At 54.2% G+C, this 11,345-nt stretch carries 11 protein-coding genes and 1 riboswitch; of the genes, 5 read left to right on the top strand and 6 right to left on the bottom strand.

Going from position 1 to position 11,345, the window contains the following annotated elements:
• Positions 1-428 precede the first annotated feature (428 nt).
• The gene (purH, locus tag RAC65_RS22000; RefSeq protein ID WP_033737948.1) at positions 429-2,018 is read left to right on the top strand and encodes a bifunctional phosphoribosylaminoimidazolecarboxamide formyltransferase/IMP cyclohydrolase; all 1,590 of its coding nucleotides are present in this window, start codon (positions 429-431) and stop codon (positions 2,016-2,018) included.
• A 16-nt stretch (positions 2,019-2,034) separates the two neighbouring features.
• Complete coding sequence (gene purD, locus RAC65_RS21995) at positions 2,035-3,315, top strand: phosphoribosylamine--glycine ligase (RefSeq protein ID WP_164482779.1); 1,281 nt, start codon at positions 2,035-2,037, stop codon at positions 3,313-3,315.
• A gap of 38 nt (positions 3,316-3,353) precedes the next feature.
• Here purD and RAC65_RS21990 read toward each other — a convergent pair whose 3' ends face one another.
• The 6 genes from RAC65_RS21990 to nudC all read right to left on the bottom strand — a co-directional run bounded on the left by RAC65_RS21990 (position 3,354) and on the right by nudC (position 7,747).
• A complete protein-coding gene (locus tag RAC65_RS21990) occupies positions 3,354-4,016 on the bottom strand; it encodes a DUF1481 domain-containing protein (RefSeq protein WP_033737951.1) in 663 nt (220 codons plus the stop codon).
• Positions 4,017-4,083: 67 nt separating this feature from the next.
• Positions 4,084-4,356 (bottom strand): nucleoid-associated protein HU-alpha, encoded by a 273-nt coding sequence (gene hupA / locus RAC65_RS21985; RefSeq protein ID WP_006121511.1) that lies wholly within the window; start codon positions 4,354-4,356, stop codon positions 4,084-4,086.
• A 188-nt stretch (positions 4,357-4,544) separates the two neighbouring features.
• On the bottom strand, positions 4,545-5,135 hold the full coding sequence (locus tag RAC65_RS21980) for a YjaG family protein (protein WP_006121510.1): 591 nt from the start codon (positions 5,133-5,135) through the stop codon (positions 4,545-4,547).
• 62 nt (positions 5,136-5,197) lie between these two features.
• Positions 5,198-5,866 carry a deoxyribonuclease V gene (nfi, locus tag RAC65_RS21975; RefSeq protein ID WP_033737954.1) on the bottom strand — a complete coding sequence of 223 codons (669 nt, stop codon included), beginning with the start codon at positions 5,864-5,866 and terminating at the stop codon, positions 5,198-5,200.
• Entirely contained in the window at positions 5,866-6,936 is a 1,071-nt protein-coding gene (gene hemE / locus RAC65_RS21970) for a uroporphyrinogen decarboxylase (RefSeq protein WP_205953841.1), read from the bottom strand. The genes nfi and hemE overlap by 1 nt, the downstream gene beginning before the upstream one ends.
• A 40-nt stretch (positions 6,937-6,976) precedes the next feature.
• Complete coding sequence (gene nudC / locus RAC65_RS21965) at positions 6,977-7,747, bottom strand: NAD(+) diphosphatase (protein WP_033737957.1); 771 nt, start codon at positions 7,745-7,747, stop codon at positions 6,977-6,979.
• A gap of 196 nt (positions 7,748-7,943) precedes the next feature.
• Here nudC and RAC65_RS21960 point away from each other — a divergent pair, with 196 nt between their 5' ends.
• From RAC65_RS21960 to thiE, 3 genes are all read left to right on the top strand, one after another.
• Positions 7,944-8,447, top strand: a complete 504-nt coding sequence (locus RAC65_RS21960; RefSeq protein ID WP_033737958.1) for an Rsd/AlgQ family anti-sigma factor — start codon at positions 7,944-7,946, stop codon at positions 8,445-8,447.
• A gap of 133 nt (positions 8,448-8,580) precedes the next feature.
• Positions 8,581-8,680: riboswitch (TPP riboswitch) on the top strand.
• An 86-nt stretch (positions 8,681-8,766) separates the two neighbouring features.
• The gene (gene thiC, locus RAC65_RS21955) at positions 8,767-10,689 is read left to right on the top strand and encodes a phosphomethylpyrimidine synthase ThiC (protein ID WP_033737960.1); all 1,923 of its coding nucleotides are present in this window, start codon (positions 8,767-8,769) and stop codon (positions 10,687-10,689) included.
• Positions 10,690-11,322 carry a thiamine phosphate synthase gene (gene thiE / locus RAC65_RS21950; protein WP_375094318.1) on the top strand — a complete coding sequence of 211 codons (633 nt, stop codon included), beginning with the start codon at positions 10,690-10,692 and terminating at the stop codon, positions 11,320-11,322.
• Positions 11,323-11,345: the final 23 nt, after the last annotated feature.

Here is an 11,345-nt window from a genome sequence, read left to right as displayed (position 1 = left end):
ATTACGCTTTCCTCCTTCAGAGTCAACCTCTTTTTCAGAAGTTTTTCTCCGGCGGCTCAGTTGCCTGACCCTCTCAACACCGCCTTCCGTAAGCCGTTGTGCCGTGTCGATGGAGGCGCATTATAGGGAGTTCTCGCAGGCTGACAAGGGCTAAATTCAATAAAAATGACTGTTCGCTGCATTCCACAGCAAAAGCCCGCCTTATACGCAGTTACACACAAAGTTATCCACATTCCTGTTACGTACAAATTTAGACGAGCATCACGCAAACGTTTTCGCTACAATGCCCCCGCAACGCTATGGATGCCCCTTTTCGGGGCGTTACCTGAAGTTTTCGCGTTTTCACTTCTCTATAAAGAGGAAGAAAGCTCGCAAACTTGATGTAACGCTCTTATTTACGCGAATCAAAGCCAAGGGATAAAACCACCATGCAACAACCTCGTCCTTTACGCCGCGCCCTGCTCAGTGTTTCTGATAAAGCCGGCATCCTCGAATTTGCTCAGGCACTCTCCCAACGTGGTGTTGAGCTGCTCTCTACAGGCGGCACCGCACGTCTGCTGGCAGAGGCAGGGCTCCCCGTCATCGAAGTGTCTGACTATACCGGTTTCCCGGAAATGATGGATGGACGCGTTAAAACGCTGCACCCGAAGGTCCATGGCGGCATTCTGGGACGTCGCGGACAAGATGATGCGGTAATGGCGCAGCACGCTATCAACCCTATCGATATGGTGGTCGTTAACCTTTATCCCTTTGCACAAACCGTCGCGAAGCCAGACTGCTCACTGGAAGATGCCGTAGAGAACATTGATATTGGTGGCCCAACCATGGTGCGCTCGGCGGCCAAGAACCACAAAGATGTGGCGATTGTGGTAAAGAGCAGCGACTACCCGGCCATCATCGCCGAGCTGGACGCTAACCAAAACTCACTGACGCTGGAAACCCGTTTTGACCTGGCAATCAAAGCGTTTGAACACACCGCTGCGTACGACAGCATGATTGCCAACTACTTCGGTAGCATGGTTCCCGCCTATCATGGTGAAACTGAGCAGCCGGCAGGACGCTTCCCACGCACCCTCAATCTTAACTTCGTTAAAAAGCAGGATATGCGTTATGGCGAGAACAGCCATCAGGATGCCGCCTTCTATATAGAAGAAAATGTACAGGAGGCCTCTGTCGCTACCGCCGAGCAGGTGCAGGGCAAAGCACTGTCTTATAACAACATTGCGGATACCGATGCAGCACTGGAGTGCGTAAAAGAATTCGCTGAGCCCGCGTGCGTCATTGTAAAGCATGCTAATCCTTGCGGCGTGGCCGTCGGCGAGTCCATTCTGGCGGCTTACGAGCGCGCTTACCAGACCGATCCTACCTCTGCATTTGGCGGTATTATTGCGTTTAACCGTGAACTGGACGAGGCGACCGCACAGGCCATTATCAGCCGGCAGTTTGTTGAAGTGATCATCGCCCCTTCGGCGACCGAAGCGGCCCTGAAAATCACGGCGACGAAACAAAACGTTCGTGTACTGGTATGTGGTGAATGGCAGGGCCGTGTCGCCGCGCTGGATTTCAAACGGGTGAATGGTGGTCTGCTGGTTCAGGATCGCGATCTCGGGATGGTCGATGCCAGCCAGTTGCGTGTCGTCAGCAAGCGTCAGCCTTCTGAACAGGAACTGCGTGATGCTCTGTTCTGCTGGAAAGTGGCTAAATTCGTTAAGTCCAACGCCATTGTCTATGCACGCGACAATATGACTATTGGCATAGGTGCGGGCCAGATGAGCCGCGTCTATTCTGCCAAAATTGCGGGCATCAAAGCGGGTGATGAAGGTCTCGAAGTTAAAGGTTCTGCGATGGCTTCCGATGCGTTCTTCCCATTCCGTGATGGTATTGATGCCGCTGCAGCCGTGGGCGTGAGCTGTGTCATTCAGCCAGGCGGCTCTATCCGCGACGACGAAGTGATTGCAGCTGCCGATGAACACGGTATTGCCATGATCTTTACTGATATGCGTCACTTCCGTCATTAATTCTGTGGAGCGTTTTATGAAAATTTTAATCATCGGTAACGGCGGACGTGAACATGCCCTGGCCTGGAAAGCCGCCCAGTCGCCGCTGGCAACGGCCGTTTTTGTCGCCCCTGGTAATGCAGGTACGGCGCTGGAACCGGCTTTACAGAACGTCGATATTTCCCCAACAGATATCCCGGCATTACTTGCCTTTGCGCAACGTGAACAGATCGATCTCACTATCGTTGGACCCGAAGCGCCGCTGGTGATTGGCGTGGTGGATGCATTCCGTGCCGCCGGCTTAAAAATCTTTGGTCCGACTCAGGCTGCCGCACAGCTGGAAGGTTCGAAAGCGTTCACGAAAGACTTCCTTGCACGTCACAACATCCCCACTGCCGAATACCATAATTTCACCGAGGTCGCCCCTGCGCTGGCCTATCTGCGTGAAAAAGGGGCGCCCATTGTCATCAAAGCCGATGGCCTGGCTGCCGGTAAAGGTGTCATTGTGGCCATGACGTTGCAGGAAGCCGAAAACGCGGTGCAGGATATGCTGGCGGGCAACGCCTTTGGTGACGCCGGGCACCGTATTGTGATCGAAGAGTTCCTGGACGGTGAAGAAGCCAGTTTTATCGTGATGGTCGATGGCGAGAATGTCCTGCCGATGGCCACCAGTCAGGATCACAAACGCGTCGGCGATGGGGATACAGGACCAAACACCGGCGGTATGGGCGCTTACTCTCCTGCACCAGTGGTGACGGATGAAATCCACCAGCGCGTCATGGACCAGGTCATCTGGCCAACCGTACGTGGCATGGCAGCAGAAGGGAATGTCTACACAGGCTTCTTATATGCCGGGCTGATGATCGATAAGACCGGTCAGCCAAAAGTGATCGAATTCAACTGCCGTTTCGGCGATCCGGAAACGCAGCCCATTATGCTGCGCCTGCAATCGGATCTGGTGGATCTCTGTCTGGCTGCCTGTGAAGGCAAGCTCGATCAAAAAGACTCAAAATGGGATCCCCGCCCTTCGCTGGGTGTGGTGCTGGCGGCTGGCGGCTACCCAGGCCCCTACGCGAACGGCGAACAGATTCACGGTTTGCCGCAGGAAGAAGCGGCTGACGGCAAAGTTTTCCATGCCGGTACACGCCTGGAAGGCGACCGCGTACTGACTAACGGTGGACGTGTGTTGTGCGTCACCGCGTTAGGCGATGACGTTGCCGCTGCGCAGAAGCGCGCTTATGCGCTTGCTCAGCCGATTTCCTGGCAAGGCAGTTTCTGCCGCCGCGATATCGGCTATCGCGCCATTGGTCGCCAGTAACGATGACAGGGGCACACGTTGTGCCCCTTTTTCATGCCTCAGAAATCCGCCTCTTTGGGCTCATCTGCACATTCGTCTTTGTGACTGACCCGCAACAGTTGAACGCCTTCTGGCGCTTCCAGCCATGAAACCATCAAGGGACCAGCGGAATGACGGCGGTAATGCGTGAGCGTCTGCCATGCCTCACTGTCAAACGCTGGCGTCACCTTTTGACCGTCACAGGTCTCCACGACATTGCCCCCTGCCCAGTGCCCCTGCTTCAGAAACACCCGACCGCTTAAGAGCGCATCGCTGACGTCCCGCATACGTTGCGCGTCAAACTTATAAAGTTCCACCGTATCAGGGCTGACCGCTTCACGTTGAGTAGCAAGCTGGCGCTGCATAAAGTTAAGACTGCCATTCTGGTCAAATCGCAGGGTGACATCGTCGGGAGGCGCGCCTTTCACCTGACGCTCAACGCTGACCAGGTGATCGCCCAGCCAGCGGTAGTCTGTCGTTTCGCTTTTTTCGCTGTTAAATGGGTTGTACAGCGTACGAATATGCACAGACTGATGATCCGTATTCTTACGCCAGATACGCACACTGCCACGGTCGGCCAGATAACCACTGGCGGAAAAGGCGGGAATGTCGGGGGTGGAACTGCACCCGATAATCAGTGAGGAGAGAAGCAGGGCGGAAAAGCGCTGAAGCAGCGTAGTCATGGTGGCTGGCCCTTAAACAAAAGGGGCGAAATCGCCCCTGTTTAAAACTTTACCGCTATGCGACGTCTTACTTGACGGCGTCTTTCAGAGCTTTACCAGACACGAATGCAGGTACGTTTGCCGCAGCGATTTTGATTTCTTTGCCAGTCTGTGGGTTACGACCGGTACGCTCAGCGCGGTGGTTCACTTTAAAAGTACCAAAACCAACCAGTTGTACAGCATCACCCTCTTTCAGAGACTCAGTGATTGCAGCCAGAGTAGATTCCAGCGCTGCCTTGGCCTGGGTTTTAGACAGGTCAGCTTTTTCTGCGATCACATCAATCAGTTGAGTCTTGTTCATAAGTTATCCTTAAAGTGTATTTATCGCTTGCTAAGCAACGAGTGCGAGGGAAAAGCCAACTTCGGGCACTCTTCAGCCTGCACGCACCGATAGCCACAATTTTCAGCCCCCCAAATGTAGACCAGACAGGGGGCTGATGTGAAGCCTCCAGGCGCGCTAATTAAGGCCTGAAGTCACGTTTTCTCGCCTTATTGCTGAATTTTTATACCGATGTTACTAATTCCCGCCTCGCGCAGGTCGGATCGCAGACCTTTTATCAATTCAAGGTCTCGCTCTTCACAGTCTGCGAGCAGGCGAAAAATCTCCCATTGCAGGTCCCATTCGTCGATGACAGCCGGGTTTTCCCGCAGCTCTTCATCGGTCATTTCACGACCTGCCTGAGTCATTTCCAGAATGGCCACAGTGGTGATGGAGGTCTTGCTGACTTCAATCGCATGTTCAAGCGTTTCGCCACTTAACAGGGCGTGCAGCACTTCACTTAATGCCACACAGGCATCGATAGCCGGATACACGCCGTAGACCTCAAAATCATCGCCATCCGGAATCGCAGCTTCGAGCTTTTCCAGTTGACTGTCGAAGTTGATCTTTGCATCTTTCACCGTCAGCGTTTCCCAAATCAGATCGAGAATTCGGCGGTAAAGCGCAGGATCGGCAAACGCAGTTTGCTGGCAAAAGGCCATGTAATTAGGATACATGCGCTCGCACAGGCAAGCCATAAACGTCAGATGTTGCCAGCTTTCCAGCTTTGCCAGACGCAAATGCACAGGGTTTTGTAACATACACAGAGCTCTTATTCGTTTCGCTGGCCGCAGTGTAACGCAAAAGCGCCCTACAAACAGTGCTAAAGCGCGTTTTGCCAGCGCAGAAATGCAGGTCGGCGTGATGCGACAGCATCTGCCCAGCGCGTCGGTTCCGGTAAACGGTAGCCCTGAGTACACTTTTCAACCCAATCGAGGGCACTGTCCAGGCTGACGCGATGCCCGGTGGCCACAAACAGCGGATTACAGCGTACCTTGCTGCGCCATACCCAGCCAATTTGCTCCCCTTTATCCATTAACGGCTGGCGACTGCCGGGAGTCTCGTCCAGCGGCTCAAACCGTCCGCACAAACGCTTTTTGGCGACACCGATGGTGGGAACATCGACCATCAGTCCAAAGTGTGACGCCACACCGAGCCGACGCGGATGCGAAATGCCGTGACCGTCGACAAACAACAGGTCAGGCTTCTGCTCCAGCATATTCCATGCCGCCAGCAAGGCGGGATATTCCCGGAAAGAGAGAAAGCCAGGAATGTACGGCATAGTCGTCTCGATGCGCGCGATACGATGCTCCACCAGCTTCAGCGACGGGTATTCGAGAATAACCAGCGCCGCGCGCGTGACCGCACCTTCCTGTTCAAACCCGACGTCTGCGCCACCAATAAAGCGTGGCGGCAGCACATCAAAATCGTCCTGCCGCACGACGTCTGCGGCACGCTGTTGTTGCTCCGCACGAAGTGCAGCAATATCCATTATGACTCCTGATGATACTGGCGGGAAAGGCGGTGCACCGCCTCAACGAAGACGCCGGCATGCTCTGGCGGTACATCCTGATGGATACCATGTCCCAGATTGAATACGTGGCCTTCACCTTTGCCGAAACCGTCCAGAATACTGGCCACTTCCTGCTCGATACGGGCCGGTGGTGCGTACAGCATGGAGGGATCCATATTGCCCTGTAAGGCGACTTTATGCCCGACACGACGGCGGGCCTCACTGATGTCGATAGTCCAGTCCAGGCCCAGTGCATCGCAGCCTGTTTCAGCCATGGCCTCAAGCCACTGACCGCCGCCTTTAGTAAACAGCGTGATCGGCACACGACGGCCTTCGTTTTCGTGCAGTACGCTGTCGACGATTTTATGCATGTAATACAGCGAGAATTCGCGATAATCGCGGCCACTCAATGCGCCGCCCCAGGTGTCAAACACCATGACTGACTGCGCCCCGGCGCGGATCTGAGCGTTGAGATAGAGAATAACGCTGTCGGCCAGCTTATCCAGCATGGCATGCAATGTGGCAGGTTCGGCGTACATCATTTTTTTAATTTTGGTGAAGGCCTTGCTACTGCCGCCTTCTACCATATAGGTTGCCAGCGTCCACGGACTGCCTGAAAAACCAATTAAGGGCACTTCACCATTAAGGTTCTTACGGATGGTCCGTACGGCATTCATCACGTAACCCAGTTCCTGTTCAGGATCGGGAACAGGCAGGCGATCGATATCGGCACGGCAGGTTACGGGGTTTGAAAAGCATGGACCTTCCCCCGTTTCGAAGTACAGCCCTAGTCCCATCGCATCAGGAATGGTGAGAATATCACTGAAGAGGATGGCCGCATCGAGCTTGTAGCGACGCAATGGTTGCAGGGTGACTTCGCAGGCCAGCTCGGCATTCTTACACAGCGACATAAAGTCGCCCGCCTGGGCACGCGTGGCTTTATATTCCGGCAAATATCGTCCGGCCTGGCGCATCATCCATACGGGGGTAACATCGACAGGCTGGCGTAACAGGGCGCGCAAATAACGGTCGTTCTTCAGTTCACTCATGTCAGGACTCTCTCGGTATCAAGCGAGTAGTGTAGCACTCTCACGCCTCAGCGCGGCAGAGGGCAACGGTATCTTCAATTAATCGACGGGCAACGGTGCCAGGTGGAGGCAGTAAAGGCAGCGCATCAAAACGGAACCATCCGGCATCCAACAGCTCTTTACCGTCGTGCTGTAAGTCGCCGCCGTCATACTCCGCCATAAAGGCCATCATTAAGGACTGTGGGAAAGGCCAGGGCTGGGAAGTGACATAACGGACATTCTTCACGCGCACGTTGCTCTCTTCCATCACTTCGCGTGCAACCGCCTGTTCAATGGTCTCACCGACTTCAACGAACCCGGCCAGCACAGTGTAAATGTTATTACGATGACGCGCATGGTTGGCCAGCAGGATCTCATCTCCACGGCGGATAGCAACGATAATACAGGGCGCAATTTGTGGGTAATAACGTTCACGGCAATGGCTACACAGGCAGGCAAATTCGCGTTTACTGGCATGCATCTCATGACCACAATAGCCGCACCAGCGATGGGATCGGTAAAACTCTGCTAACTGCACACCGCGCCCGGCCAGCTGAAACAGGCCCGGATCTTCGTTGAGTAACTGGCGCAACGACAACATATCTGACGAACGCGTTTCACAAATCAGCCAGACCTTCTCTCCCTGCCATTCGCCAATCACGCGCCCCTGGTGCCCGGTAAGGCCAAACTGCTGTGCGTTTCCGTGAGGTAAATCGCCTTGCGGTAACCAAATTTTCTGTTCACTACTGACAATCCACCATCCAGCGTCTACGCTTGAAATTTCGCATTGCATTTATTTCGTCATCCTTAGCGTCAACCCGCACGCTGAAGTCCCGATGTTAAGTGTGTAGATGAACAACTATACCCAAATAATTCTGGTTGCAAGACGACAGCACGCTTATTTATCCCGACAGGTTCGCGGAGAACAAGCGCAATTGGCGCATCGCTAATCCGAAATATGAAGGTGCATAACGCATACGGAGTTAACTATGCTTAACCAGTTAGACGTTCTGACCCAACGCGTAGGTGGCAGTAATGAACTGGTAGATTCATGGCTGGCAGCTCGCCGCCAGCTGTTGGTTTCTTATTACCATTTGGTCGGCATCAAGCCAAAAAAAGAAGCGCTGACTCGCCTGGACGAGCAGGCACTGGATAACTTTTGCCACACGCTGGTCGATTATCTTTCATCCGGTCACTTTAGCCTTTACCAGCGTTTGATTGCAGAGATGGACGGCACCAGTCCGCTGCTGGCTGCCGCGCAGATTTACCCGTCGCTGGAAGCCAATACCGAGCAGTTGATGCAGTTGTATGACGGCCACCTGCAACAGGCCATCGACGACGACAACTATGTGACGTTTCAGCACGCCTTGTCAGAAGTCGGCGAAGCTCTTGAAGCGCGTTTTACCCTTGAAGACAAGCTTATCCAAATGGCATGGGACAATCACCTGACTCCGCCCGTGGCGAACGATAGTGAAATTGCCCGCCCTGCTTAACAGTGCCGCAAATGTAAATAACTTGTGATTCATAAAAAGCCCCCTTATGCTGAGTGGGCTTTAAAACATCTGTTTTATGTTAGTCAGGGTTTGACGGTTGCACGTCCTTGCGGGACCTGATTAACCGTTAAACCAAATCTTGTCGGAGTGCCCATTGGGCTGAGACCGTTAATTCGGGATCCGCGGAACCTGATCAGGTTAGAACCTGCGAAGGGAACAAGAGTAAATTTTTACGGTACGCCGCACTCAGGGTGCCCGCTGTGCCGTTACTCCTTCCGAACTCCGGACAAGCAACCTTCCCACTTACTGGAATATTGCTATGTCTACTACGAAAACGACCCGTCGCGAACAACGTGCTCAGGCACAGGAATTCATTGATTCCCTGCAGGGTGGCAGTGCCTTTCCCAACTCAAAACGTATCTGGCTGACCGGCAGTCGTGACGACATTCGTGTCCCCATGCGCGAAATCCAGCTTAGCCCTACATTGACCGGCGGCAGTAAAGATGAGCCCGTTTACCAGGAAAATGAGCCTGTGCCGGTTTATGACACCGCCGGTGCCTATGGCGATCCGGCAGCAAAAATCGACGTGCATCGCGGACTGGATAAACTGCGTGCTCGCTGGATTGAAGAGCGCGACGACAGCGAAAAACTGACGCAGATTAGCTCGGCGTATACGCAGCAGCGACTGGCTGATGACGGACTGGATCACCTGCGCTTTGAACATCTGCCAACGCCGCGCCGTGCTAAAGCCGGCCGCTGTGTGACCCAGTTACATTACGCGCGTCGGGGAATCATCACGCCAGAGATGGAGTTCATCGCCATTAGGGAGAACATGGGCCGTGAGCGCATTCGTGGTGAGGTACTGCTGCAACAGCATCCGGGCCACAGCTTTGGTGCCCATCTGCCCGAAAACATTACCCCCGAGTTTGTACGCCAGGAAGTGGCCGCTGGCCGCGCCATTATTCCGGCCAATATCAACCATCCCGAATCCGAACCGATGATCATTGGACGCAACTTTCTGGTGAAGGTGAATGCCAACATTGGTAACTCAGCGGTGACCTCGTCTATTGAAGAAGAAGTAGAAAAGCTGGTCTGGTCCACACGCTGGGGCGCGGATACGGTCATGGATCTGTCGACCGGACGCTATATTCATGAAACCCGTGAATGGATTCTGCGTAATAGTCCTGTTCCCATCGGCACTGTTCCGATTTATCAGGCACTGGAGAAGGTCAATGGTGTGGCTGAAAACCTGAACTGGGACATTTTCCGCGATACGTTACTGGAGCAGGCCGAACAGGGCGTGGATTATTTTACTATCCATGCGGGTGTGCTGCTGCGCTACGTTCCCATGACTGCAAAACGCCTGACCGGTATTGTGTCCCGTGGTGGCTCCATTATGGCGAAGTGGTGCCTGTCTCATCATAAAGAGAGCTTTCTCTATGAACACTTCCGCGACATCTGTGAAATTTGCGCAGCCTACGATATCGCTTTGTCACTGGGCGACGGATTACGCCCCGGATCGATTCAGGACGCCAACGACGAAGCACAGTTCGCTGAGCTGCACACGCTGGGTGAACTGACAAAAATAGCCTGGGAATATGACGTACAGGTGATGATCGAAGGCCCCGGCCATATCCCGATGCAGATGATCCGTCGCAACATGACAGAGCAGCTGGAACATTGCCATGAAGCGCCGTTTTATACTCTGGGCCCACTGACGACCGACATTGCGCCGGGCTACGATCATTTTACCTCTGGCATCGGTGCCGCCATGATTGGCTGGTTTGGCTGCGCGATGTTGTGTTACGTCACGCCGAAGGAGCATCTTGGCCTGCCAAACAAAGAGGATGTGAAACAGGGATTAATCACCTACAAGATCGCCGCGCATGCTGCCGATCTGGCCAAAGGCCATCCGGGGGCGCAGATCCGCGACAACGCCATGTCGAAAGCGCGCTTCGAATTTCGCTGGGAAGATCAGTTCAATCTGGCGCTGGATCCTCATACAGCCCGGGCCTATCACGATGAAACGTTGCCACAGGAATCGGGTAAAGTCGCCCACTTCTGTTCAATGTGCGGCCCTAAGTTTTGCTCAATGAAGATCACGCAGGAAGTGCGTGACTATGCTGCCAGACAGGAAGCGGAAGCGCAGGCTATTGAGGTTGGCATGGCGCAGATGTCTGATCATTTCCGTGAACGGGGCGGTGAACTCTATCATCCCGCCACAGCGATTAAGGAGGAGTAAATGAACGCCTTTCCCGCTACCGCGCCGCGATTAGGGCTGTATCCGGTGGTCGACAGCGTCGAATGGATCGAACGCTTACTGGATGCCGGGGTGCGCACGATTCAGCTGCGGATTAAGGATCTGCCAGATGAGATCGTTGAACCCACCATCATCCAGGCTATCGCAACAGGTCAGCATTACCAGGCGCGCCTGTTTATTAATGACTACTGGCAGCTGGCGATTAAGCATAAGGCTTATGGCGTTCATCTGGGGCAGGAAGATCTGGCCGTGGCCAATGTGCAGCGCATTCTGGACGCAGGCTTGCGCCTGGGCATTTCCACGCACGATGATGCTGAGCTGGATCGGGCGCTGGCGCTGCGTCCTTCCTACATTGCGCTGGGACATATCTTTCCGACTCAGACGAAGGTGATGCCCTCTTCTCCGCAGGGGTTGTCTGAACTTAAACGCCATCTGAGTCGGTTGCAGGGGATCTCTACCGTGGCGATTGGCGGCATCAGCATTGATCGCGTTCCGGCGGTACTGGAAACTGGTGTCGGCAGTATCGCCGTGGTGAGCGCCATTACGCAGGCAGAGGACTGGCGGGCGGCCACCCGCGAGCTGTTACGGCTTGTTGAGCCCGAATCCGGGCATTAATCGCCGTGTCGCGCAGATAAACG

Origin of the sequence: Pantoea sp. BS_8 (assembly GCF_041954965.1) — a bacterium.
GTDB lineage: Bacteria > Pseudomonadota > Gammaproteobacteria > Enterobacterales > Enterobacteriaceae > Pantoea > Pantoea stewartii.
Note: the sequence above shows the minus strand (reverse complement) of the source record. Positions and strands in the feature narration are given on the sequence as shown.

Coding starts and splice junctions, on each gene's coding strand:
- purH (WP_033737948.1), top strand. CDS start 429: ATGCAACAACCTCGTCCTTTACGCCGCGCCCTGCTCAGTGTTTCTGAT.
- purD (WP_164482779.1), top strand. CDS start 2,035: ATGAAAATTTTAATCATCGGTAACGGCGGACGTGAACATGCCCTGGCC.
- RAC65_RS21990 (WP_033737951.1), bottom strand. CDS start 4,016: ATGACTACGCTGCTTCAGCGCTTTTCCGCCCTGCTTCTCTCCTCACTG.
- hupA (WP_006121511.1), bottom strand. CDS start 4,356: ATGAACAAGACTCAACTGATTGATGTGATCGCAGAAAAAGCTGACCTG.
- RAC65_RS21980 (WP_006121510.1), bottom strand. CDS start 5,135: ATGTTACAAAACCCTGTGCATTTGCGTCTGGCAAAGCTGGAAAGCTGG.
- nfi (WP_033737954.1), bottom strand. CDS start 5,866: ATGGATATTGCTGCACTTCGTGCGGAGCAACAACAGCGTGCCGCAGAC.
- hemE (WP_205953841.1), bottom strand. CDS start 6,936: ATGAGTGAACTGAAGAACGACCGTTATTTGCGCGCCCTGTTACGCCAG.
- nudC (WP_033737957.1), bottom strand. CDS start 7,747: ATGCAATGCGAAATTTCAAGCGTAGACGCTGGATGGTGGATTGTCAGT.
- RAC65_RS21960 (WP_033737958.1), top strand. CDS start 7,944: ATGCTTAACCAGTTAGACGTTCTGACCCAACGCGTAGGTGGCAGTAAT.
- thiC (WP_033737960.1), top strand. CDS start 8,767: ATGTCTACTACGAAAACGACCCGTCGCGAACAACGTGCTCAGGCACAG.
- thiE (WP_375094318.1), top strand. CDS start 10,690: ATGAACGCCTTTCCCGCTACCGCGCCGCGATTAGGGCTGTATCCGGTG.